We start from the raw sequence: 22,796 nt of genomic DNA on the forward strand, positions 1-22,796 counted from the left end.
TCTGCCGTGTTGTTCTTGTTCTGTCAGAGCCGTTCTCTATTATTTTTATTGAGTGATGCTTTGTTGTTCTTGTTATGCAAGAGATATAGCAGGTCCCGTGCCAGTTTTGAAAAACCCTTGCAAATCAATGGCATGAAGAAATTCATGAAAGCAGGACGTCTGGAAAACCTCACTGGATGTTTCCGGGATACCCGTATCTGGCTTCGTCGCCAAGCGAGCGGTAACACTTCACCCACATTGTTGTGACACCTTGATGATCTAGCGCGCCTGTCGCGCACGTGCAACGCGCGATCCATTGGCCCTTCCCAGCACCGTGCTGATGCGCTGCCCAGCCTCGATCAAGCGCTCCAGGTCGATACCAGTCTCGATGCCCAACCCATCAAGCAGGTAAACGACATCTTCGGTCGCGACGTTACCGGTCGCGCCCTTGGCATAGGGGCAGCCACCCAAACCCGCCACCGAGCTGTCGAAGGTGCTGATGCCTTCAAGAAGGCTCGCATATACGTTGGCCAGGGCTTGGCCATAAGTATCGTGGAAATGCCCCGCCAATTGCGCGCGGGGAACATGGTCCGCTACCACCTCGAACAAGCGTCGGACGTCACCAGCAGTACCGGTGCCGATGGTATCGCCCAGCGATACTTCGTAGCAGCCCATCTGGTGCAGGGCACGCGCCACCGGCAGCACCTGCTCTGCACGGATCGGGCCCTCGTACGGGCAGCCGAGCACGCAGGATACGTACCCACGCACCCGCACACCTTGGGCTCGCGCGGCCTCGATGATGGGTTCGAAACGTTCCAGGCTTTGCGAGATAGAACAGTTGATATTGCGCTGCGAGAATGCCTCGGACGCGGCGGCGAATACCGCCACCTCCTTGACGCCCGCCGCCGCGGCATCTTCGAAGCCGCGCAGATTGGGCGCCAGCGCTGCGTAGGTGACGCCCGGACGCTGGTCGATACTGGCGAACACCTCGGCCGAACCGGCCATTTGCGGCACCCACTTGGGTGAAACGAAACTGCCCACTTCGATGTAGCCGAGGCCAGCCGCTGTGAGGTCGTCCACCAGCCGCACCTTGTCGGCGACACTGATGGGCTGGGCTTCATTCTGCAGCCCGTCGCGAGGGCCAACTTCTACCAGACGAACTTTTTCAGGCAAGGACATGATGAGGTTCCTGTAACGGTCAACCGTGGTCTTTATTGGCAAGCGTGCACGCCAGGGCCTGTTCACAGCGCTCCTGGGCAGTGTCCAGCTCAAGCTGCATCTGGTGGATGTCGAGCATTTGCTGTTCCAGTTGGGCGCGCCGCTCGGCGATCTTGGCGAGCATGCTGTTCAGTTGCTTGAAGTTGCCGCCCGAAGGGTCGTACAGCTCGATCAACTCACGGCACTCTGCCAGCGAGAAGCCGATGCGCTTGCCACGCAGGATAAGTTTGAGGCTGACCTTGTCCCGCGCCGAATAGATGCGCTCAAGGCCGCGTCGCTCGGGGCGCAGCAGCCCTTGCTCTTCGTAAAAACGAATGGCGCGCGTGGTGATGTCCAGCTCACGGGACAGGTCGGAAATACTGTAGGTCTGGGTACTCATACCAGGGCTCTGGGCAGGATATGCCGACATCCTGAAGCGTGCTTTACGTATACGTCAAGGTGGGCGACTGGAATCGAACCGCGCCACAACCGCGTGACCGTTGGTGGTCCCGTGCGTCGCAGTCGCGTTATCCTCGCCCAGCCTGAACGCTCAACGAAAGCGTCAGTGCACTTTTCGATTCGACAGCCTCGCACCTGTGCCAGGCCCAACGCAGGAAGCGGCTGCATGAACCCTCTCTTTCCATCCGTCAGCGCGCTGTGCCTGAGCCTGTCCTGTAACCTGGCCGAGGCCAGGCAAGCGCTGCCCGTAGCACCCGAACTTGGCTCCGGTTATCGCGCAGGCTTGCAGCCGGTGGCGGCCAAACGGCACATGGCCGCTGCCGCCAACCCGCTGGCCAGCCAGGCTGGACAACGCATCCTGCGCGCCGGGGGCAGCGCGCTGGATGCGGCGATTGCGATGCAACTGGTGCTGACACTCGTCGAGCCTCAGTCGAGTGGAATCGGCGGCGGCGCATTCATCCTCCACTGGGACGGGAAAAGGACCCAGGCATTCGATGGCCGGGAAACGGCGCCGTCGCAGGTGACCGAACGCCTGTTCCTCGACGACAAGGGGGCACCCATGCCGTTCAGGTCAGCACAGATTGGCGGACGAGCCGTGGGGGTGCCGGGTGTATTGCGGGCCCTGGAATTGGCGCACAAGCAGCACGGCGTGCTGCCCTGGCAAGCGTTGTTTCAACCCGCCATCGAACTGGCCCGCACCGGGTTCCCAGTCTCTGCAAGGCTGCATGCGCTGCTGGAAGCCGACCCCTTCGTGGCTCGCTCGCCCAGTATGGCTGGCTATTTCCTGGACACGACGGGGCGCCCGCTTGCAGTAGGCACACGGCTGCGTAATCCCGAACTTGCCGACACGCTTGAGCAGATCGCGCAACACGGCGCGCAGGCGTTTTACAACGGCGAGGTTGCGCAGGCCATGGTGGCAGCCGTCCAAAACCACACCAACCCAGGTTATCTGTCCGCCGATGACCTGAAGCAATACCGGGCCAGCGAGCGTGAACCTGTCTGCGGACCCTACAAAGCTTGGCAGGTTTGTGGCATGCCCCCTCCTTCATCCGGGGGCGTGGCGGTACTGCAGACCTTGGGAATACTGGAGGCATTGCAACGCAGGTCGGCCAGGGACGATCTGGCGCACCTGGCACCCGTCCCCTCGGCCACTGCTGCCACCCTGGAGGCGCCAGCACGCGCCGTGCACCTGGTCGCCGAGGCCGAGCGACTGGCTTATGCCGATCGCGCCCAGTACCTGGCCGACAGTGACTATGTACCCGTTCCGCTCAAGGGCCTGCTCGACCCGGCCTACCTGGCACAGCGTGCCAGTCAGGTGGGTGAGCGCAGCATGAACAAGGCCAGCCCTGGCCATCCGAACGGTGCGCTGTTGACGCTTGCGCCTGACCGATCGCCACCGCGGATAGCCACCTCCCACCTAAGCGCCATTGATGATCGCGGCAATGCCGTGGCTATGACCACCTCGGTGGAGGGCGCATTCGGCTCGCACCTGATGGTTAAAGGGTTCTTGCTCAATAACCAGCTGACCGATTTTTCGTTCGTGCCCCAGGAGCAGGGCAGGCCAGTGGCCAATCGCGTTCAACCGGGCAAGCGGCCCCTGTCAGCCATGGCGCCTACGCTGGTGTTCTCCCGGGACCATGGGGAATTGGTAGCCAGCCTTGGCTCACCCGGCGGCTCGCAGATCATCGGTTACGTCAACAAGGCGCTCATCGCGTTGCTGGACTGGCGGCTGGACCCCCAGCAAGCCGCCGGGCTGCCCAATTTTGGCAGCCGCAACGGTGCAACCGAGGTGGAATCAGGGCTGACCAGCGCTGCACTGATTCGCAAGCTCCAGGCGTGGGGCCACACCGTGACGCCGATGGACATGACCAGCGGCCTGCAAGTCATTCAGCGGGACGGGGCAGGCTGGTTGGGCGGTGCGGACCCGCGCCGTGAAGGTGTAGCACTGGGAGATTGAAGGCAGCGTTGCGAGCTGCCCAGGTGCGTGCTAGAAAACGGTCCTCCCATTCATTTGTCGAATACTTGCATGTCTCATAACGTTAAATCGAATAGGGCCTTGTTCGACCTGGACCTTCTGCGTGCGATCGTCGTGGTGGCCGACTGCGGCAGTTTCACCACGGCTGCCGCGCGCTTGCATTCGACCCAGTCCACCATCAGCCAGAAAGTCCGGCGCCTGGAAGACATGGTAGGGCACCGTCTACTGGTACGTGGCAACCGCGACGTGCTCCCGACCGACGCCGGGCAGACGCTGCTCGGGTACGCCCGGCATATGCTAGCCCTGAATGACCAGATGCTCGAAGCCTTGGCCGGTGCCATGGTCGGCTTCACGGTGCGCCTGGGTGTACCCGAGGACTTTGTGGGTGGATCGACCACCCATGCCCTGTCGGCCTTCAGTCGGCTCAATCCGCAGGTGAAGCTGGAGGTCACCAGCGGGCTGTGCCGGGATCTGAGCCAGGCCTACGACAATGGCGAGCTGGACCTGGTATTGCTCAAACAACGCCGCAACAGCCGCGAAGGCGTCGCCTGTTGGCCAGAGCGGCTGCAATGGATCGACAGCGCTCGCCTGCCTGCCTTTGAACTGGACCCGGTGCCATTGGTGACCTTCCCGCCGCGGGGCTTGTACCGCGAGGACATGATCACTGCCATCGAGCGCAGTGGCAGGCGCTGGCGTATCAGTTTCACCAGTTCGAGCTTGAGCGGCATCCAGGCCGCTGTCGCCGATGGCATGGGCATCAGCCTGCTACCGCCGCGCGCGGCCACTGCAGAGCATCGCGTGCTGGGCGCCGAGCAGGGGCTGGGCGAAGTCGATAGCTATGAGATCGTCATCGTGCACCGTCCAACCGCCGATCCGACGGTCAAGGCCCTGGCAGAGGTACTCAAGCAACTGTTGGCCGGTGGCAGTCTTTAAGTGTTTCAGGCTGTGGCACAAGGGAATGACTGCGCGATGATGCAGTCCCATGCACAACGCGGGTATGACGTCCGCCTTCACCACGCCATGGAGAACTTTATGAAAGCAGTTGTAATCGCTGCGCTGCTGGCCACTACCGGCCTGGCCCAAGCCGCCCAGACCGTCGAGCTCAAGCTGGCAGGCCCCGATGGCCCAGGCAAGTCGATCGGCACCATCAGCATCGAGCAGAACAAGTACGGAACACTGCTTACCCCAGACCTCAAGGACCTGCCGCCCGGTGTGCACGGCTTCCACCTGCACCAGAACCCGTCCTGCGCTCCTGCGCAGGATGCGGGCAAAACCGTGCCAGCAGGCGGGGCGGGGGGGCACTGGGACCCGCAATCGACCAACGCGCATAAAGGCCCTTACGATGACAGCGGCCACCGCGGCGACCTGCCGGCGCTGTATGTAGGTGCCGATGGCAAGGCGACGTATCCGGTACTGGCACCGCGCCTGAAGGCTGAGGACTTCAAAGGCCACGCACTGATGGTGCACGCAGGTGGCGATAACCACAGCGATCACCCAGAGAAGTTGGGTGGCGGTGGCGCGCGCGTGGCGTGTGGGGTGGTTGAGTAACAGCGATTTGGCGCACCCTGGCGGGTGCGCCTTGATGACCGGCGGGCAGTCTTCTGGGCTCAGCGCTTGGGGTTGAGCGTCAAGTGCACGTGACGGTTCACGTCCTTGTACAGCAGGTAACTGAAGTTGCCAGGGCCGCCGGCATAGCAGGCCTGTGGGCAGAAGGCCCGCAGCCACATGAAATCACCGGCCTCGACCTCGACCCAGTCCTGATTCAGGCGGTAGACCGCCTTGCCTTCCAGCACGTAGAGCCCGTGCTCCATGACATGGGTTTCAGCAAACGGTATGACCCCACCTGGCTGGAACGTGACGATATTGACGTGCATGTCATGGCGCATGTCAGCCATGTCGACGAAGCGGGTAGTTTTCCAGCGGCCTTCGGTACCTGGCATCTCGATCACGGTAGCGTTGTCGCGGTGGGTCACGAACGAAGAAGGCACGTCCAGCCCTTCGACCTTCTGGTAGTGCTTGCGCAGCCAGTGGAAGGTGACATTGGCCTGGCTGTTGTTGCGCAGGCTCCATTCGGCGCCAGGCGCCAGAAACGCATAACCCCCTGGCACCAGTGTGTGGTGCTGACCCTCGACGGTAATGTCCAGCTCGCCTTCGACGATAAACAGCACGGCTTCGGCGTTGGGGTCCAGTTCAGGCCGTTCGCTCCCGCCTTCGGGCGCCACCTCGACGATGTACTGGGAGAACGTTTCGGCGAACCCTGTCAGCGGCCGGGCGATGACCCACATGCGCATCTTGTCCCAGAAAGGCAAGTGACTGGTGACGATGTCACGCATCACGCCCTTGGGAATGACCGCGTAGGCTTCGGTGAACATGGCACGGTCGGTCAGCAGCTCGGTTTGAGCCGGGTGGCCGCCGTGGGGCGCGAAATAGGCGTGGTTCGACATGAATGCTCTCGACTTGTTGTTCTATCCCCATGCCGTGGACCGCACCGGCCGGTGCGGTGCAGGGGACGTGGGCACAGGATAGGGTGGCGCGCCGAGCATCTACAAATTAAATGTTGGAATACCCGGTATTTGGTTGCTGAATGCTCACGCGGGTGCCGACATGGCGCGCCGTTAGCCGGTTTCCTTTGCCGAACAACTTGTGGCGCAAGGTGCCATCGACGTACCCGTGGGGATAGCGGCCACGGCGCTGCAGTTCAGGAACCAGCAACTCCACGACATGGGTCAGGTCGTCAGGTTGGACGGCATACGTGAGGTTGAACCCATCGATACCGGTTTGATCGACCCACGCCTCCAACTGGTCGGCGACTTCACTTGGCGTACCGATCAGGACGGGGCCGCGTCCTCCTAGCCCGATGAATTGCGCCGCCTCGCGCACGGTCCATTGACGGCTAGGGTCCGCCGCCGTGAAGGCTGCCAAGGCTGCACGGCCCGCATCGTTTTCCACGTACTGGATTGGCGCGTCAGGGTCCAGGCCATCCAGGTCGATTCCGGTCCAACCTGACAGCAGTGTCAGGGCTGCTTCGATGTCGACGAAACTGCGGTATTGGTCAAAGCGTGCCCGAGCCTGCTCGTGAGTGGGCGCGACAATCAGCAACGCCTGGGCATAGATCAGCACCTCGTCACGTGCGCGTCCCGCCGCTTCGCTGGCCTGACGCACGCCATCGGCGTAGCGCCGCAGAACCGTGGGTGTCGGCCCGCTGATGAACACGCATTCGGCATGCTTGGCGGCGAACTGCTGACCGCGCGCCGACGCGCCTGCCTGAAACAGCACGGGGGTGCGTTGCGGCGATGGCTGGCAGAGGTGAATACCGGGTACCTGGAAATGCGCGCCGGTGTGACCGATGGGGTGCACACCGGTTGGCTCGACGTAGCGGCCCGTTTCACGGTCCAGCACCAGGGCATCGTCATCCCAGCTCTTTTCCCAGAGCTTGTAGAGCACCTGCAGATACTCCTCGGCCAAGTCATAGCGCTGGTCATGCCCCAGTTGTCGGTCGAGCCCAAGGTTACGCGCGGCACTGTCCAGGTAGCCGGTGACGATATTCCAGCCCACGCGCCCGTCACTGAGGTGGTCGAGTGTGGACATGCGCCGTGCAAAAGGATAGGGGTGTTCGTAGGTCAGCGAGAAGGTGACCCCGAAGCCCAGGTGCTCGGTCACAGCGGCCATGGCCGGGACCAACAGCATCGGATCGTTCACCGGCACCTGGACGCCGCCGCGCAAGGCCGGGTGCGGGCTGCCTTGATAGACGTCATAGATGCCCATGACATCGGCAATGAACAGTGCGTCGAACAGACCGCGTTCGAGTAGCCTGGCCAGGTCGGTCCAGTAGGCCAGGCGGTTGAAATCGGTGCTGGTGTTGCGCGGGTGGCGCCACAAGCCAGGCGATTGGTGGCTGGCAGCGTTCATGCTGAAGGCGTTGAAGCGTATAGGGCGGGGCATGTTGAGCTGGCCTCAAGGCAGCACGGAAGCAGGGTAAACCGCTTCGGCTACGTTCAGTTTGCGGGGGATCAGGCCAAGCCCTTGGAAGGTGTCGGCCAGCTTCTGTTGTTCGGCAACGATTTCTGGGGTCACCGGCACAGCGTTGTAGTTGCGTCGTTGACTTGCCACCTCCAGGACATCGGCGTTGATGCCAAGCTGCGGTGCCAGCAAGGCGGCGACGTCGCTGGGTTTGTCATTGGCCCACTGGCTGGCTTTGGCCAGTTCGCTGAAGAATGTTCTGAGCAACGCCTTATGGCTGTCCGCGAAGCGGGCGGTGGACAGATAGAAGGTGCGGTTGTTGGTCAAGCCGGTCCCGTCACGCAGGTTCTTCAGCCCTGGCTGACCCTCGGCTGCAGCCAGGAATGGGTCCCACAGTGTGGCGGCCTGAACGCTGCCTGACTGCAGCGCGGCTATCGCGTCGGCTGCGTTATTGACGTAGGCCGGGGTGATGTCCTGGTAACTCAGGCCTGCCTGTTGCAAGGCGACGGCCAGTAAGTATTGCGCATTCCATCCCCGGCCCGTGGCCACGCGCTTGCCCTTCAGATCCTGCACATCGTTCAGAGGGTCCTGCTGGCGCACCACCAGGCCGATCCCACGCGGATAAGGCTGTTCAGCGGCCAGGTAGACCACGGGTTTGCCAGCCGCCTGGGCGAACACCGAAGGCGCATCGGCCGCGTGTCCCACGTCGATGGCACCGGTACTCAGCGCCTCGAGCAACTGTGGACCGGCGGCAAACTCATGCCAGCTAACGCTCACCCCTTGCGGGGCAAGGGCTTTTTCCAGTGCGCCGCTGCCTTTGAGGATGTTGAGGCTGTTGAATTTCTGGTATCCGATGCGCAGGGTGCTGTTTTCTTGCGCCTCGGCCGGTGCGGCTATCAGCAGGGCCCCGGCAAGCGAGGCCAGTAGTGCTCCCAGTGCTCGCCGGCGTAGGGATGAAAAGAGAGGGTTGGGCATGGCGCGATCCTTGATGTGCGATAAGTGGGAGCACCAGAACATAAGCACCTGACCGCGCTGCTTCAATTTCTTTATTACTAATTATTAGACTTTTTAGTTATTTTTATATCCTTTTGTTTTGTAATCAGGTGTCTGCTTCCGACATTTTTTTCACATCCCCTTGCTAGCATTCCTTGCAGAATCAAGGAGTTCTCCATGCCCACCTTTCTGCGCAAACCCCTCACCCGCATCGTGCTCACCGCTACCACCGGCCTTGTAGTGGCAACGCTTGGATTTTTCGCCTGGCAAAGCTTCTACCCCGTGCAGGCCGCTTCGGGTTGGCAGGTGGAGGTCGCGCACCGCAACGTGGACAAGGCTGCGTCGCTGCTTCCCCAGGGCGACGGCAGTCTGCTGGTAAGCCAGGAGCTGGACGATGGTCGGGGCAGTATTCTCAAGATTGCACCCGACGGTGAGCGCGAAGTGCTCGTGGACCAGCTGTCCAAGCCCGACGGCATGGTGGCGGCCAGAGGTGGCTGGGTCTTCAGCCAGGAAGGTGGCCTGGCGCCGGTGAGTCTGGCTGTCGATGGCCACGTCACACCGCTTTTCGACGGTATTGCGGTGCAGGGCCTTTGGAACGAGGGCAACCACCTTTATGCCATCGAAGACCGCAAGGGTGATGGCCGCTTGCTGCGTTATGACTGGCGCAGCGGCCAGGTGGACGTGCTGCGTTCGGGCCTGACCGAAGCGGAAGGTTTGACCCGATGCGGGGATGGCCGGCTGCTGTACACCGAGAAAGCCGACGGGCAGATACGGGCGTTGTCCAAGGATGGCAAGGACCCTGTGGTGTTCGATGGCCTCAAGAACCCCACATTCCTGTTCTGCGACCAGCGTGGTCTTTGGATCAGTGAAGACAACACTCACCGGGCACGGCTGCTGCGCATAAAGCCCGATGGGACTCGCCAGACCGTGCTGTCGTTTCTCAAGGCGCCGCAGTCCATCGTGGCCGATGGCAGCGGCGGTTACTGGCTTGCAGAAGGCGGGCGGGATCGCGTGCTGCACCTGACCCCTCCACCGAAGCAGCCCGCCGCTGCGTCAGACTGACGCCACAAAAGCGCGAGCAGGTTCAATCCCCCAGGCGCTGCTCGCGCGAGGGGGGATAACCGAAATAGGCGGCGTAGCATTTGCTGAAGTGCGACACCGAGACGAAGCCGCACGCCACCGCCACCTCCATCACTGAGAGATCGGAGTACTGCAGCAGGCGGCGACTTTTGGTGATGCGAAGTTCCATGTAGTAGCGCCGTGGAGAGGTGCCGAGCTGTGCCTGGAACAGGCGGTCTATCTGGCGGCGAGAGCGGCCGCTGTAAGCCGCCAACTGGTCCAGGCTGAGGGTTTCCTCAAGGTTGTTTTCCATCAGCTCGACGATGGTGCGCAGGTGCAGACTCATCGACTTCTTGGCCCCGGGGCCCACTTGCCGATAGCGGGCGCCCGAAAAGGACAGAATCTCCTCGACACCCTCTGCCAGACCGTCACCGTACAGCCGTCGTACCAGCCCCAGCATCAATTCCATCGCCCCGTTCGGGCTGGCGGCGCTCAGTCGGTCCCGGTCGAGGGTGAAGCTTGCGGGCGTGATACGCGTCTGCGGGCTGCGCTCGGCGAGGCTGGCACGTTGTTCGGGGTGAACGCTGCAGCCGTAGTCATCCAGCGCTCCGGCGCGGCCAAGAAACCATGCGCCATTCCATAGGCCGCCCAAGGCCATGCCGTGAGATGCGCAGTCCTGGAGCAAACGGTCGAGCTCAGGGTATTTGAGCGGCGTACGCAAACCGCCGCAGACCACGAGCAAGTCCAAGTGCTTGAGGGCGGTTGCCGAGAGCTCGGTCGTAATCAACTCCAACCCCAGGTCGCTGAGCACACGGTCACCGGCAAGCGACAACGGCGTGAATTGGAAGCTGTCCGCGCGCAGAAGGTTAGCCGTAACCAGTACGTCCATGGCTACGGTGAAGCTGGCCATGGAGAAGTGTTCGAGCAAAACGAAATGGACCCGATAGGGCGCCTCAACGCTGGCGCTGCTGGTCTTTAACCGCAGCATGTTGCTGGTGCTGCTCTTTTTGCTGAACTGACGGGGTGTGGACACGCTGGACTCCGCTTCCTGGCTTCGCACCAAAGTGTGGCCGGTGCCCCTACGAAAGACAATCGGCAGGGTGGCTGGCGCCAATGTGCAGGTCGTGTTCAGGCATGCGCTGGGCGTCGGCCTGGGGCATGCGGGTTTGATACACGCTGGCGCCGTTCAAATCGAACGGAACCCTGGGCGTCTTCGATGAATCAATAGGGTAAGTGCCAATGGGAGGAAGCTCATGGAAATCGGAACGATTTGGTTCGTGGTGGCAATCATCTTGATTTTGCTGGAGATCTGGGCGATCTGGCACATCATGGGCAGTGATCGGCGCGCCGAGCGCAAGATGCTGTGGATTGTGTTCGTCGTGTGGGCACCGTTCCCTGGCCTGCCGATCTGGGCCTGGCGTGGGCCCCGTGCAGTCAAGGGCAAGGCAGTACTGGAAGAGAAGTGATTGCGCGCCAGGCGCGGGGGCGTCTGGCAGCCTCGCTGGTGTAGCCGCATAAATCATGTTCAAGGGCCGCTTCCGGCCCTTGACCTCAGGTTTGCTTGAGGTTGGATACTCGGCGCTCATTCCGTGAACCGAGCGCCCAAACCATGCACACCACCGCTTTTGAACTGAGCAACCCCCAATCTTTGTATGACCCCAGTGGCAACGGATACTCCCATGTGGCCGACGTGCTCTCAGGGAGCAGGCTGCTTTTCATCGCGGGTCAGGGTGGGGAGCAGGCCAGTGGGGCTCTATCCCCTGTTTTCGCCGATCAGGCGCGGCAGGCCCTTGCCAACCTGGAACTGGCCTTGTGCAGCAAAGGGGCGGGCCTCGAGCATGTCTGCAAGCTCACCCTACTGATCGTCGACCATAGCCAGGCGCGGCTCCAGCAATGGGTGGAAGCTATAGACCACGCGTGGGGCCAGGCCCTAAAGCCTACCTGTACGCTCATACCGGTTCCACGCCTGGCCCTGGACGGAATGCTGATCGAGGTGGATGCCGTGGCGGCGCTGCCTGTCTCCTCCCAAGGTAGGTAGCGCCATCGACTGGCTGTGTAGTAAATCTCTGCTCAGGTTCGCGCCTTCATGCGCGATAAGCACAGCGGTTCTCAGAGGTGACCACACCATGAGCACGACCTCATCCCCGCTCGAACGGCCGTTGCTGAGCGCCTGGTTCTGGCCGGCCATGTTCAGCTTGATGGCCTTCGCTGCCAATTCGGTTTTTTGCCGGCTGGCACTCAAGGATGGCGCCATCGACGCCATCAGCTTCACCGCGCTGCGCCTGGGCAGCGGCGCCTTGTTCCTGTGGTGGCTGGTAAGGCTGCGCAGTCCCTCCTCAGGCGCTGCCGGCAGTTGGCGAGGTGGCTTGGCGTTATTTTGCTACGCCTTTCTGTTCTCCGTCGCCTACCTTGATTTGAATGCAGGGATAGGGGCATTGCTCTTGTTTGGCGCTGTGCAGCTGACCATGTTCGGCAAGGCGTTGCTGCGTGGGGAGCGGATCAGCCTGCGCACGTTGTCAGGCATGCTGATGGCTTTTTCAGGCCTGATCGTGTTGCTGCTGCCTGGCAGCCACGCACCTAGACTGACGAGCGCCTTGCTGATGGTGGTCGCGGGCATGGCGTGGGGGATCTACACCTTGCTGGGGCAGGGATCACCTCGGCCGCTGGCCGACACGGCGGGCAACTTCATTCGCAGCGTGCCCTTCCTAGCAGTATGTGCGCCGCTGATCGTTCTGGGTGCCGAGCTGCGGTTCTCGATGGCCGGCGTGTTCTTTGCGGTGTGCTCTGGGATTCTGGCATCGGCGGCAGGTTACGCCGTCTGGTACAGCGTGGTGCGGCGCATCAGCGCGCAACAAGCCGCCACGTTGCAACTGAGCGTGCCGGTGATCGCCGCGTTGGGTGGGATGCTCGTGATCGGCGAGACACTGTCGCTACGTGCCATGGCTGCCTGCGCGATTGTCCTGGGCGGGGTGGCCATCGCTGTCACTGCCCCCCGTCCACAGGCGCCGACACAGGCTTGAGGTGGCAGTGGCCGGCAAAGCCTGAGCGTGAGCAGGCTTGCCTAGAAGAAACTGCGCTGGGCCTTGAGGGTTACCACGCTCTCGCAATAGGTGTTGATCCCCGAATAAGCATCGCAGCCGCCACCGGTCAGGTTCGAGTCGCTGTAGATCAGGTTCAGGTCCAGGCCTAACCAGGGGCGCGACAGCTGCATGGACCAGTCGGAGAAACCGTTGACCTGGCTGCCGTCGCCGATCGTGAATGGGATGCCGAGCCGATGATGGGCCAGCTTGACCGTCAGGTCGGCGTTGAGCAGGGGGACCTGCCCGAAATCGGCATACAGGGTGCCGATCCGGTTGCTTGGGTTGTCTCGCAAGGCCCCGCCGAATCGGCTGCCCATTATGGAAATACCCCCATACAGCGCATGGCTCTCTGCACCTGCGATGTTGGGTTGGCTGTAGTGGATCACGCCGATCTCGTAACCCAGGGTACTGTCGAAGTGATGCTTGTAGCCGACGTAGTTGTCGACCCGCAGGGTGGACCCTGGCGCCACGCCCATGCTGGGTGTGTATTGCCCCACGTACCAACCACTGGTGTGACTGAAGTCCAGACCGCCATGAAAGGTGCCGGTGGCGGTTGGGGAAATAAGCCCCTGAGCCATGCTGCGAGAAGGGGTCGTACTGAGGGTGAAGTCGAAGTCGCCCACTTCACGTTTGATCTGCTGGGCCAGGAGCGTGGGGCTGAACAGCAGGGCCGCGCTCAGCACTAGAAGGGGCCTGGTCATGGTCGGCTTCCTGAAGGGCTTGCAGTAGAGCCTTGAAGGATACCGGGCCTGGCGCGCGGAGGAAACCTTGTTGCCTGCTGGGCACGCAAATGCCTGTCGCGATGTGCAAAAAAAACGCGCCCCCTGCGGAGCGCGCCTTCGAGATCACATAGCTTCAGTGATCAGGCCACCTTGACAATCCAGCCTGCCGGAGCCTCGATATCGCCGCTCTGAATGCCGGTCAATTCGTTGTAGAGCTTCTGGGTAACGGGGCCGACCTTCTCCAGGTCATGGAAAACATGCAGCTTGCCGTTGTACTCGATGCCGCCGATGGGAGTAATCACCGCCGCAGTGCCGCAGGCACCTGCCTCGACGAAGCGATCCAGCTGGCTGATTTCCACATCCCCTTCGATAACGGTCAGGCCCAGGCGAGACTGCGCCAGCTCCATCAGGGACAGGCGGGTGATACCCGGCAGCACCGAAGCCGACTTGGGCGTTACGAACTCGTTATTGGCCGTGATGCCGAAGAAGTTGGCCGAACCTACTTCCTCGATCTTGGAATGAGTCAACGGGTCCAGATAGATGGCATCGGCGAAGTTGGCCTTTTTCGCCTCATAGCCTGGTTGCAGGCTGGCGGCATAGTTACCACCCACCTTGGCAGCGCCGGTACCTTGCGGAGCCGCGCGGTCGAAGCTGGAGATCTGGAAGTTGTGCGGCTTCATACCGCCTTTGAAGTACGAGCCTACCGGGATGGCGAAGACGGAAAAGATGAACTCCGGCGCGGTGCGCACGCCAATGTTGTCACCCGTGCCGATGACGAATGGTCGCAGGTACAGGGCGCCTTTGCCGTGTGGCGGCACGAAGCGCTCGTTGGCCTTGACGACCTGCTTGCAGGCTTCGATGAACACGTCGGTGGGCACGTGGGGCATGAGCAGGCGCGCACAGCTGCGCTGCATGCGGGCGGCATTCTGGTCAGGGCGGAACAGGTTGATCGAGCCATCCTTGCAACGGTAGGCCTTCAGGCCTTCGAAGCACTGCTGACCGTAATGCAGGGCCGTGGAGCCTTCGCTGATATGCAGCACGTTGTCTTCGGTCAGGGTGCCTTCATCCCACGCGCCATCGCGCCAGACAGACAGATAGCGTTTATCGGTCTTGATGTAGTCGAAGCCGAGCTTGTCCCAGTTAATGCTTTCGTTGCTCATGACACCCTCGTTGTCTTGCAAGTGCCCACGTTCGGGCTGCTGTTATATGCGCACACGCCACCTTAATACATCTTCGCCGGATCGGAAATGTCCTATCACCACTTGATGCTCGGCCCGTCAAGGCGTAAGGAGCAGTCGAGCCTCAGCGCATCGAGCAGCACCTGGTCATGGGAGGCGATCATCAGCGCACCGGTGAACTGCTCCAGCATCTTTTGCAGGGCCTTGAGCGATGGCAGGTCGAGGTGGTTGCCAGGTTCGTCCAGTAGCAGCAGCTCCACCGGGCGCCTGCGGTACAGGATCGCCGCCAGGGCCGCCTTCATGCGCTCGCCTCCACTCAGCAGTCTGCTGGGAAGCGCGACACGTGCAGCGTCCAGGCCCAGCTGAGCCAGCAGCATGCGTACATGGCTCTGATCCAGTGCCAGGTTGGCCTGCTGCACGTGTTCCAGCGCGCTCACGTCGGCCGACAACACGCTGCAGTGCTGGTCGAGCAGCGCCGTTTCGTCTGTGACCTTGAGGTTGCCTGCAGGCGCTGGCAACTGGCCGGCGCTCATTTTCAGCAGTGTGCTCTTGCCGCTGCCATTGACGCCCGTCAGGGCACAACGTTGGCCCTGGCGCAGGCTGAGGTCGATGGGTACCTGTGTGCCATGCGGCAGGCACAAGGCTTGCAGCAGTAAAACTTGCCGCTGGACATTGGGCTCAAGCGTTGGCGTGTGCACGGTAATTTCGCAGGCTCTTTCGACCGCTTGCGCAGCGTCCCGCACCCTGTCGATCAACTGTTGCTCGGCCGCCTGATGGCGTCGGCGCTGCTTGCCAAGCGTCGCCTGGCCGCCTTGCTGCTGGTGATCGACCAGGATCTTGGCTTGGTTCACGCCCTTGGCCTTGCGCCCCGCCCGGGCCTGGGCTTTGTCCAGTGCCTGGCGTTGCTGTAGCTGGGCTCTGGCTTGCTGCTGCTGGGAGCGCTTGAGGTGCGCCAACTGCTGCACAGCTTGCGTGGTCTCGCAGCGCTTTAGCGCCTGATAGTGGCTGAAGTTGCCGCCATAGGCTTTCAGGCCCAGGCTTGACAGTTCGAGGATACAGTCCATGTGCTCGAGTAGAGAACGGTCATGGCTTATCACGAGCAAGCCGCGGTTCCAGGTTTGCATCATCGCCAGCCACTGCGTGCGGCCATGGTCGTCCAGGTGGTTGGTAGGTTCATCGAGTATGAGAAAGTCGGCCTCGCTCAACCAGGCGCCAATCAGCGCCACGCCCATGGCCTGCCCGCCGCTCAGGGTATGGACAGGGCGTTGCAGGTCCAGGTCGCCCAGGCCATGGCGGTGCAGGTGGGCGCGCAGGCGCTCGGGCGCATCCCAGCGCTCGCCGACGGTGTCGAAGTCAGCCGCCTCCACGCTGCCGAGTGCGATTCGTTCGAGCGCTGCGATCAAGGGCCCCATCTGGGCCAGGTCGGCCACGGTCTTGCTGGTGTCGATCACCTGTTGATCGACAAGATGGACACGGCCCATGCGCTGGCACGTGCCGCTGCTGGGTGAACGCCGGCCAGCGAGCAGTTGGCCAAGCAGGCTCTTGCCCACGCCGTTGCGGCCTACCAGGCCGGTCCGGGTAGTGTCGAAGGTCTGGGTGAGATCAGTGAACAGTGGCCTGCCATCTGGCAAGACCAGGGTGACGCTGTCCAGCGTCAGGATAGACGTAGTCGTCATGAGCAACTCCACGCATGCCGCGACATTTCCGGTGGCGACCGGAAAGTGAAGACTGGCCGTCAAGCAGACGGCGGCATCAATGGCGCATTGGACGAATACCTCATGAAGGGGAGGTGGGAAGGGTAGAGGAGGATGGTCAGCGCGTAAAGCGGGCAGGCGATGAAGAGAAGGGGAACTGCCTTGCACCTCATTCGTGGGTGGCAAGGGCCAGGGCGGGACGAAGGTCGCCGTCTGGCAGCAGTGCGGCTCCCCACAGCCTCGACAACGGTTGACCACCCGACAGCCACTGCGTAGCCTTGGCCGTTCGAGGTTCTCCGGCCAGGCCGGAGCTAAGACGGGAACGCGGTTCAAGCCGCGGCTGCCCCCGCAACTGTAGGCACCATCGATGGGTCGACACTGCCACTGCGCCAAGCGCGGGAAGGCGTCTTCCTCCAAGCCCGGTCCTGATGATCGTGCCTGGCGCAGGTGCAAGCCAGGAGACCTGCCTCGCATCGTTTTCGACTTTAAACCGGGCGGGGTGATCCGGTGGCGAACATGCCTGGCCTGTCTGGCCGGCGGCGCTCGTCCTGCATGCCCGCGCCATTCTGCCAAGGGCACTGCAACATGAAAACACTGGCCAAGCTCCCCGTTACCATCGTCACCGGCTTCCTGGGCTCGGGCAAGACTACCCTGCTGCGCCACATGCTCGACAACGCACAGGGTCGGCGCATCGCCGTGATCGTCAACGAATTCGGCGAGCTGGGCATTGATGGCGACATTCTCAAGCAGTGCAGCATCGGCTGCACCGAGGAAGAGGCCAATGGCCGGGTGTACGAACTGGCCAACGGTTGCCTGTGCTGCACCGTCCAGGAAGAGTTCTTCCCGGTGATGCGCGAACTGGTGGCGCGCCGCGGCGACCTGGACCATATCCTGATCGAAACCAGCGGCCTGGCGTTGCCCAAGCCGCTGGTACAAGCCTTCCAATGGCCTGAGATCCGTACCGCCTGCACCGTCGATGCGGTGATCACCGTGGTCGACAGCCCCGCTGTTGCCGCAGGCACTTTCGCCGCCTACCCGGACCAGGTCGACGCCCAGCGCAAGCTGGACCCGAACCTGGACCACGAGTCCCCCCTGCACGAGCTGTTCGCTGACCAACTGGCCAGCGCCGACCTGGTCGTGTTGAACAAAGCCGACCTGATCGATGCCGATGGCCTGGCCAAGGTGCGTGCCGAGGTCGCCGAAGAGCTGCCAGCGGCAGTCAAAGTCATCGAAGCCAGCAGTGGCAAGTTGCCGCTGGAGGTGTTGCTGGGCCTGGGCGCCGAGTCCGAGCTGCACATCGACGCCCGCCCGACCCACCACGATGCCCATCACGACGGCGATGACCATGACGACCATGACCATGATGCCTTCGATTCCATCTCCATCGACCTCCCCGAATCCGATGAGCGGGTGCTGATCGAGGCGCTCAACCAGCTGGTGGTCGAGTACGGCATCCTGCGCGTCAAAGGCTTCGCCGCTATTGCCGGCAAGCCGATGCGCTTGCTCATCCAGGGGGTAGGCACGCGCTTTGACAAGCACTTCGACCGCGCCTGGCGCGCCGAAGAGCCGCGCGTCACGCGCTTGGTGCTGATCGGTCAGGACCTTGACCCCGCCCAGCTCGAAGCGCGTCTGCGCCACGCTCTGGGCGCCTGACCCATGCACCTGCTGCGGACCCAGCCCGGCGGCTTCGTGCCGGACGACAGCATTGCCGACCTCGGCCAGACGCCTGCCGAACTGGTCATCCTCTGCAGCGGGGATTCGCACCTGGCCTTGCTCGCCGACAGCGCCGAGCAGCTGCCCGGCGACTATCCCAGCCTGCGCCTGGCCAACCCCATGCAGGTGCAGAACCACGCTTCGGTCGACCTTTATGTCGATCAGGTCTTGCAGCACGCCAAGGTCATCCTGGTGTCGCTGCACGGCGGCGTGGGGTACTGGCGCTACGGTGTGGAACAGTTGGTTACGCTCGCCGAGCGCGGCGTGCACGTGATCCTGGTGCCCGGCGACGACCGTCCCGACCCGGAACTGACCGGGCTTGGGTCCGTGCAGGGGGCGCAAGCCGAGCAGTTGTGGCACTACCTGCGCCAAGGTGGCAAGGCCAACGCACTCAATCTGTTCTACTACCTAGCCAGTCAGTGGCTGGACCGTGACTATCCCTGGGCCGAGCCGCGGGCGTTGCCTCGCACAACGGTCTACCACCCTCAGGTGGGCAGTGGGACGCTGGAGGACTGGTACCCGCACTGGCAGGCCGATCATCCGGTGGCGCCGATACTGTTCTATCGCTCGCACCTGCAAGCAGCGAACACGGCCTTCATCGATGTGTTCTGCCAGCGCCTGCTGGCAGCAGGTTTGAACCCGTTGCCGATTGCGGTGGCCAGCCTGAAGGAAAGCGCGTGCCTGGAACAGGTCGAAGCATGGCTGGACATGGTCGGCGCCGAGGTTGTGCTCAATACCACGGGTTTCGCCCTGTCCAGCCCGGAGCGTCCTAACCTGCGCCCGCTAAGACGAGACATACCCGTGTTGCAGGCCATTTGCGCCCAGGACAACCAACCGGGTTGGGAGGCCAGCGAGCAGGGCCTCGGCGCACGTGACCTGGCCATGCACATCGTGCTACCCGAACTGGACGGCCGCATCATCACCCGGCCGGTCAGCTTCAAGGACATGGCCTGGCACAGCGAACGCAGCCAATCGGATGTGGTGTGCTACCGCGCCCACCCCGAGCGCATGGATTTCGTGGCCGAGCTGGCACGGCGCTGGGTGACCCTGGCACGCCAGCCCAATGCGCACAAGCGCGTGGCGCTGATCCTGGCCAACTACCCCACGCGCGATGGGCGCATCGGCAATGGCGTGGGCCTGGACACGCCGGCTGCGGCGCTCAACATCTTGCGTGCGCTGCGCACTGAAGGCTACCCGGTCAGCGACCTGCCCGAGTGCGGTACCCAGCTAATCCACCAATTGCTGGGCGGTGTGACCAACGACCTCGACCAGATCGACCAGCGGCCCTGTGCCCAGAGCATGAGCCTGGTCGATTACCAGGCGGCATTCGACCGCCTGCCGGACGCCAACCGCCAGGCGATACTGGAGCGCTGGGGGCCACCGGAGCAGGACCCGATGTACCGCCAGGGCCGCCTGATGGTGGCAGGGGTGCGCATGGGGCTGACCTTCGTCGGCATCCAGCCTGCTCGCGGCTATCAGGTAGACCCCAGCGCCGTTTATCACGATCCGGACCTGGTGCCACCCCATGGCTACCTGGCGTTCTATTTCTGGCTAAGGCATGTGTATGCGGCCGACGCTGTCATCCATGTCGGCAAGCACGGCAACCTGGAATGGCTGCCGGGCAAGGGGGTAGGGCTGTCCGATACGTGCTGGCCGGATGCGCTGCTCGGGCCGCTGCCCAACATCTATCCGTTCATCGTCAACGACCCAGGTGAGGGTGCGCAGGCCAAGCGACGCACGCAAGCCGTGATCATCGATCACCTGATGCCGCCGCTGACCCGCGCCGAGACCTATGGCCCGCTGCGCCACCTGGAGCAATTGGCCGACGAATTCTACGAAGCACAACTGCTCGACCCGCGCCGCGCCCGTGAGTTGCAACGCGACATCCTCGAACTGGTCAGGACCCACCACATCGACCGGGAATTGCAACTCGAAGGACAGCTTGACGATGCAACCGTCTGGTTGCCACGCCTTGACACCTACCTGTGCGACCTCAAGGAATCGCAGATCCGCGATGGCCTGCATGTGTTCGGCCAGTCGCCCGAGGGTCGGTTGCGCCTGGACACGCTGCTGGCACTGCTGCGGGTCGAGCGTGGCGATGGGCGTGGCGGCAATGCGAGTGTGTTGCGAGCGCTGGCCAAGGCACTGGTCCCTGGCTTCGATCCGCTGGACTGTGACCTGGGGCAACCCTGGCAAGGCCCACGGCCCACGCTACTGCTGAACATCAGCGAACAGGCCTGGCGTACGGCTGGCGATACCCGCGAGCGCCTCGAACTGCTGGCGTTGCAGGTTATTGAGGGTGCGCTCGACGGCACGCTGCCAGCGCTGGAGGCGGAACTTGGCCAGCCTGTTCAGGCAGTTGTCGATCACCTACTCGATACCGTGGCGCCGAGCCTGGACGCCTGCGGCGCCGCCGAGATGAACGGGCTGCTTGCAGCGCTCGCCGGGCGCTTCGTGCCTGCCGGGCCTAGTGGTGCGCCCAGCCGTGGTCGGCTTGACGTGCTGCCCACAGGCCGCAATTTCTACACCGTCGATGTGCGTAACTTGCCGACCACCACAGCGTGGCGGCTAGGCTTCGCGTCGGCCAACCTGATACTCGAGCGTTATTTGCAAGACCATGGTGACCACTTGCGCCAGCTCGGGCTATCGGTGTGGGGGACCGCGACCATGCGCACCGGTGGTGACGACATTGCCCAGGCCATGGCACTGATGGGTGTGCGCCCGGTGTGGGCCACCGGCAGCCAGCGGGTCGACGATTTCGAAATACTGCCCCTAAGCCTGCTGGACCGCCCGCGGGTGGACGTCACGCTGCGGGTGTCGGGTTTCTTCCGGGACGCTTTTGGCAGCCTTATACGCCTGTTCGATGCTGCCGTTCAGGCCGTGGCCGGTCTTGATGAACCCGATGATCTGAACCCGTTGTCTGCGCGCGTTCGCAGCGAGCGTACGACCTTGCAGCAGCAGGGTGTGGACGCTGAGCAGGCGGCTCGCCAGGCCGGTTGGCGCGTCTTTGGCGCCAAGCCAGGTGCCTACGGGGCTGGCGTTCAGAATGCGATCGATGGGCGCCTGTGGCAAACCCGTGAAGACCTGGCCGAGGTCTACCTGAACCATGGCAGCTACGCCTATGGCGGGCAGGACGAGGGCACGCCGGCCAGGGCACAGTTCGTCGAGCGCCTGAGCAAGGTGCAGGCGGTGCTGCAAAACCAGGACAATCACGAACATGACGTGCTCGACTCCAACGACTACTACCAGTTCCAGGGCGGCATGCTGGCGGCCACTGAAACGCTGGCAGGCGCGTCCGTGGCCAGCTACCACGGTGACCACAGCCAAGTGGACCGACCGCGCATCCGCACGTTGAAGGAAGAGCTCAACCGCGTGATCCGCGCGCGTGCGCTGAACCCCAAGTGGATCGACGGCGTCAAACGCCACGGCTACAAAGGCGCGTTCGAAATGGCGGCGACAGTCGACAACCTGTTCGCCTTCGACGCCACTACGCACCTGATCGACGATCATCATTACCAATCGCTGGCCGATGCCTATGTGCTGGACCCGGCGACTCGAGACTTCATGCGCGAGCACAACCCGCAGGCGCTGCGCGACCTCACCGAGCGGCTGATCGAGGCGCAGCAACGCGGCCTCTGGCAGTCCCCCGGCGAGTACCGCGAAGCCTTGGAAGAACAGCTGCTCGATGGCGAGGAACAGGCTTGAAATGAACGACGCTGCACAATTTCCCCTGGCCGCCGTGGTGGGGGCCGACGACTTGAAGTTGGCGCTGTGCCTGACGGCCATCGACCCCAGGATCGGCGGGGTGCTGATCGAAGGCCCGCGTGGCATGGCCAAGAGCACCCTGGCCCGCGGCTTGGCTGACCTGCTGGGCGATGTGCCTTTCGTGACCTTGCCGCTGGGCGCCAGTGAAGAGCGCTTGGTGGGCACACTCGACCTGGATGCGGCACTCGGGCAAGGCAAGGCGCAGTTCTCCCCCGGTGTGCTGGCCCAGGCCAATGGTGGTGTGCTTTATGTGGATGAGGTCAACCTGCTGCCGGACACTTTGGTTGACCTGCTGCTCGATGTCGCCGCCAGTGGCACCAACCGTATCGAACGCGACGGCATCTCCCATCGTCACGATGCCCGCTTCGTCTTGATCGGCACCATGAACCCCGAAGAGGGCGAGTTGCGTCCCCAACTGCTCGACCGCTTCGGTCTGAATGTGGCGCTCGACGGTCTACCCGCGCCTGATGCACGGCAACAGATCATCCGGCGCCGGCTGGCCTTCGACCATGACCCCCTGGCGTTCCGCGCCGAGTGGGCATCGGCCCAGGAGGGCTTGCGCAAGCGCTGTCATGCAGCGCGCCAGGCGCTGGACGACATCGCGCTGGATGACCGGACCTTGGCCAGTATCACCGAGCGCTGTTACGCCGCCGGAGTGGATGGGCTGCGGGCAGACCTGGTGTGGTTGCGCGCCGCCCGCGCTCACTGCGCATGGCGCGGGGCGGCGGCCATCGAGGCGGCTGACATCGACGCGGTGGAAGATTTCGCCTTGCGCCATCGCAGGCAGTCGCCTGCCCAGGCTACACCGCCCGCAGCCCCCGAACAGCCCCAGGCACAGACCGGCAGCAGCTCGGCCGAGAAAGGCGGGCAGGGGGATTGGGGGGCTTTGGCCCCACAGCCTGTGGCAAGCGGGCCAAGGCGTGAGGTGCCGAGCTGGGCAAAAAAGCCCTGAGCATCCGTCAGCCGGCCAAGACGACGGGTGCGCAAGCAGGCAAGGGTGCGCGCGCAGGTGCAAGCCGCGG

At 63.1% G+C, this 22,796-nt stretch carries 19 protein-coding genes and 1 riboswitch; of the genes, 10 read left to right on the forward strand and 9 right to left on the reverse strand.

Going from position 1 to position 22,796, the window contains the following annotated elements:
* Positions 1-258: 258 nt before the first annotated feature.
* Both FS767_RS09560 and FS767_RS09565 read right to left on the reverse strand, forming a co-directional pair.
* The gene (locus FS767_RS09560; RefSeq protein WP_144964994.1) at positions 259-1,158 is read right to left on the reverse strand and encodes a hydroxymethylglutaryl-CoA lyase; all 900 of its coding nucleotides are present in this window, start codon (positions 1,156-1,158) and stop codon (positions 259-261) included.
* Positions 1,159-1,177: 19 nt separating this feature from the next.
* Positions 1,178-1,576 (reverse strand): MerR family DNA-binding transcriptional regulator, encoded by a 399-nt coding sequence (locus FS767_RS09565; RefSeq protein WP_144964995.1) that lies wholly within the window; start codon positions 1,574-1,576, stop codon positions 1,178-1,180.
* Between the two features lie 225 nt (positions 1,577-1,801).
* Here FS767_RS09565 and ggt point away from each other — a divergent pair, with 225 nt between their 5' ends.
* The 3 genes from ggt to sodC all read left to right on the forward strand — a co-directional run bounded on the left by ggt (position 1,802) and on the right by sodC (position 5,158).
* The gene (gene ggt, locus FS767_RS09570; protein WP_144964996.1) at positions 1,802-3,592 is read left to right on the forward strand and encodes a gamma-glutamyltransferase; all 1,791 of its coding nucleotides are present in this window, start codon (positions 1,802-1,804) and stop codon (positions 3,590-3,592) included.
* A 69-nt stretch (positions 3,593-3,661) separates the two neighbouring features.
* The gene (locus tag FS767_RS09575) at positions 3,662-4,543 is read left to right on the forward strand and encodes a LysR substrate-binding domain-containing protein (protein ID WP_144964997.1); all 882 of its coding nucleotides are present in this window, start codon (positions 3,662-3,664) and stop codon (positions 4,541-4,543) included.
* Positions 4,544-4,642: 99 nt separating this feature from the next.
* Positions 4,643-5,158 carry a superoxide dismutase family protein gene (sodC, locus tag FS767_RS09580; protein WP_144964998.1) on the forward strand — a complete coding sequence of 172 codons (516 nt, stop codon included), beginning with the start codon at positions 4,643-4,645 and terminating at the stop codon, positions 5,156-5,158.
* Between the two features lie 59 nt (positions 5,159-5,217).
* Here the strand turns inward: sodC and FS767_RS09585 are convergent, their stop codons facing one another.
* From FS767_RS09585 to FS767_RS09595, 3 genes are all read right to left on the reverse strand, one after another.
* The gene (locus FS767_RS09585; RefSeq protein ID WP_058605425.1) at positions 5,218-6,054 is read right to left on the reverse strand and encodes a bifunctional allantoicase/(S)-ureidoglycine aminohydrolase; all 837 of its coding nucleotides are present in this window, start codon (positions 6,052-6,054) and stop codon (positions 5,218-5,220) included.
* A gap of 106 nt (positions 6,055-6,160) precedes the next feature.
* Positions 6,161-7,552, reverse strand: a complete 1,392-nt coding sequence (locus tag FS767_RS09590) for an LLM class flavin-dependent oxidoreductase (RefSeq protein ID WP_144964999.1) — start codon at positions 7,550-7,552, stop codon at positions 6,161-6,163.
* Positions 7,553-7,564: 12 nt separating this feature from the next.
* Positions 7,565-8,545, reverse strand: a complete 981-nt coding sequence (locus FS767_RS09595) for an aliphatic sulfonate ABC transporter substrate-binding protein (RefSeq protein ID WP_144965000.1) — start codon at positions 8,543-8,545, stop codon at positions 7,565-7,567.
* 195 nt (positions 8,546-8,740) lie between these two features.
* Between FS767_RS09595 and FS767_RS09600 the strand changes: the two genes are divergently transcribed.
* Positions 8,741-9,625 carry a hypothetical protein gene (locus FS767_RS09600; RefSeq protein WP_144965001.1) on the forward strand — a complete coding sequence of 295 codons (885 nt, stop codon included), beginning with the start codon at positions 8,741-8,743 and terminating at the stop codon, positions 9,623-9,625.
* Positions 9,626-9,647: 22 nt separating this feature from the next.
* On the opposite strand, the gene FS767_RS09605 is transcribed toward FS767_RS09600, so the two are convergent.
* A complete protein-coding gene (locus FS767_RS09605; protein ID WP_144965003.1) occupies positions 9,648-10,655 on the reverse strand; it encodes a GlxA family transcriptional regulator in 1,008 nt (335 codons plus the stop codon).
* Positions 10,656-10,875: 220 nt separating this feature from the next.
* Here FS767_RS09605 and FS767_RS09610 point away from each other — a divergent pair, with 220 nt between their 5' ends.
* The 3 genes from FS767_RS09610 to FS767_RS09620 all read left to right on the forward strand — a co-directional run bounded on the left by FS767_RS09610 (position 10,876) and on the right by FS767_RS09620 (position 12,642).
* On the forward strand, positions 10,876-11,088 hold the full coding sequence (locus FS767_RS09610) for a PLDc N-terminal domain-containing protein (RefSeq protein WP_023535666.1): 213 nt from the start codon (positions 10,876-10,878) through the stop codon (positions 11,086-11,088).
* A 143-nt stretch (positions 11,089-11,231) separates the two neighbouring features.
* Complete coding sequence (locus tag FS767_RS09615; RefSeq protein ID WP_144965005.1) at positions 11,232-11,660, forward strand: RidA family protein; 429 nt, start codon at positions 11,232-11,234, stop codon at positions 11,658-11,660.
* Between the two features lie 88 nt (positions 11,661-11,748).
* Complete coding sequence (locus tag FS767_RS09620) at positions 11,749-12,642, forward strand: DMT family transporter (protein ID WP_144965007.1); 894 nt, start codon at positions 11,749-11,751, stop codon at positions 12,640-12,642.
* Positions 12,643-12,683: 41 nt separating this feature from the next.
* Here the strand turns inward: FS767_RS09620 and FS767_RS09625 are convergent, their stop codons facing one another.
* From FS767_RS09625 to FS767_RS09635, 3 genes are all read right to left on the reverse strand, one after another.
* The gene (locus FS767_RS09625) at positions 12,684-13,403 is read right to left on the reverse strand and encodes a TorF family putative porin (protein WP_144965010.1); all 720 of its coding nucleotides are present in this window, start codon (positions 13,401-13,403) and stop codon (positions 12,684-12,686) included.
* A gap of 161 nt (positions 13,404-13,564) precedes the next feature.
* Positions 13,565-14,605, reverse strand: a complete 1,041-nt coding sequence (locus tag FS767_RS09630; protein ID WP_256674249.1) for a branched-chain amino acid aminotransferase — start codon at positions 14,603-14,605, stop codon at positions 13,565-13,567.
* A 74-nt stretch (positions 14,606-14,679) separates the two neighbouring features.
* Positions 14,680-16,278 (reverse strand): ATP-binding cassette domain-containing protein, encoded by a 1,599-nt coding sequence (locus tag FS767_RS09635; protein WP_144965011.1) that lies wholly within the window; start codon positions 16,276-16,278, stop codon positions 14,680-14,682.
* A gap of 290 nt (positions 16,279-16,568) precedes the next feature.
* A riboswitch (cobalamin riboswitch) is annotated at positions 16,569-16,782 on the forward strand.
* A 99-nt stretch (positions 16,783-16,881) separates the two neighbouring features.
* Between FS767_RS09635 and cobW the strand changes: the two genes are divergently transcribed.
* Genes cobW through FS767_RS09650 form a run of 3 tightly spaced genes read left to right on the forward strand, consistent with a single transcriptional unit; the run spans position 16,882 to position 22,726 of the window.
* On the forward strand, positions 16,882-17,949 hold the full coding sequence (gene cobW, locus FS767_RS09640; protein ID WP_144965013.1) for a cobalamin biosynthesis protein CobW: 1,068 nt from the start codon (positions 16,882-16,884) through the stop codon (positions 17,947-17,949).
* A gap of 3 nt (positions 17,950-17,952) precedes the next feature.
* A complete protein-coding gene (cobN, locus tag FS767_RS09645; protein WP_144965015.1) occupies positions 17,953-21,714 on the forward strand; it encodes a cobaltochelatase subunit CobN in 3,762 nt (1,253 codons plus the stop codon).
* A gap of 1 nt (position 21,715) precedes the next feature.
* Positions 21,716-22,726 carry an ATP-binding protein gene (locus tag FS767_RS09650; RefSeq protein ID WP_144965017.1) on the forward strand — a complete coding sequence of 337 codons (1,011 nt, stop codon included), beginning with the start codon at positions 21,716-21,718 and terminating at the stop codon, positions 22,724-22,726.
* The last annotated feature ends 70 nt before the right edge of the window (positions 22,727-22,796 follow it).

This window comes from Pseudomonas sp. DE0010 (assembly GCF_007680745.1).
Classification (GTDB): domain Bacteria; phylum Pseudomonadota; class Gammaproteobacteria; order Pseudomonadales; family Pseudomonadaceae; genus Aquipseudomonas; species Aquipseudomonas parafulva_B.

Excerpts from the sequence above, each read along its gene's own strand:
- cobW (WP_144965013.1), top strand. The coding sequence starts at position 16,882 with ATGAAAACACTGGCCAAGCTCCCCGTTACCATCGTCACCGGCTTCCTG.
- sodC (WP_144964998.1), top strand. The coding sequence starts at position 4,643 with ATGAAAGCAGTTGTAATCGCTGCGCTGCTGGCCACTACCGGCCTGGCC.
- FS767_RS09600 (WP_144965001.1), top strand. The coding sequence starts at position 8,741 with ATGCCCACCTTTCTGCGCAAACCCCTCACCCGCATCGTGCTCACCGCT.
- FS767_RS09565 (WP_144964995.1), bottom strand. The coding sequence starts at position 1,576 with ATGAGTACCCAGACCTACAGTATTTCCGACCTGTCCCGTGAGCTGGAC.
- FS767_RS09650 (WP_144965017.1), top strand. The coding sequence starts at position 21,716 with ATGAACGACGCTGCACAATTTCCCCTGGCCGCCGTGGTGGGGGCCGAC.
- FS767_RS09575 (WP_144964997.1), top strand. The coding sequence starts at position 3,662 with ATGTCTCATAACGTTAAATCGAATAGGGCCTTGTTCGACCTGGACCTT.
- FS767_RS09560 (WP_144964994.1), bottom strand. The coding sequence starts at position 1,158 with ATGTCCTTGCCTGAAAAAGTTCGTCTGGTAGAAGTTGGCCCTCGCGAC.
- ggt (WP_144964996.1), top strand. The coding sequence starts at position 1,802 with ATGAACCCTCTCTTTCCATCCGTCAGCGCGCTGTGCCTGAGCCTGTCC.
- FS767_RS09615 (WP_144965005.1), top strand. The coding sequence starts at position 11,232 with ATGCACACCACCGCTTTTGAACTGAGCAACCCCCAATCTTTGTATGAC.
- FS767_RS09595 (WP_144965000.1), bottom strand. The coding sequence starts at position 8,545 with ATGCCCAACCCTCTCTTTTCATCCCTACGCCGGCGAGCACTGGGAGCA.
- FS767_RS09620 (WP_144965007.1), top strand. The coding sequence starts at position 11,749 with ATGAGCACGACCTCATCCCCGCTCGAACGGCCGTTGCTGAGCGCCTGG.
- cobN (WP_144965015.1), top strand. The coding sequence starts at position 17,953 with ATGCACCTGCTGCGGACCCAGCCCGGCGGCTTCGTGCCGGACGACAGC.
- FS767_RS09625 (WP_144965010.1), bottom strand. The coding sequence starts at position 13,403 with ATGACCAGGCCCCTTCTAGTGCTGAGCGCGGCCCTGCTGTTCAGCCCC.
- FS767_RS09585 (WP_058605425.1), bottom strand. The coding sequence starts at position 6,054 with ATGTCGAACCACGCCTATTTCGCGCCCCACGGCGGCCACCCGGCTCAA.
- FS767_RS09635 (WP_144965011.1), bottom strand. The coding sequence starts at position 16,278 with ATGACGACTACGTCTATCCTGACGCTGGACAGCGTCACCCTGGTCTTG.
- FS767_RS09610 (WP_023535666.1), top strand. The coding sequence starts at position 10,876 with ATGGAAATCGGAACGATTTGGTTCGTGGTGGCAATCATCTTGATTTTG.
- FS767_RS09590 (WP_144964999.1), bottom strand. The coding sequence starts at position 7,552 with ATGCCCCGCCCTATACGCTTCAACGCCTTCAGCATGAACGCTGCCAGC.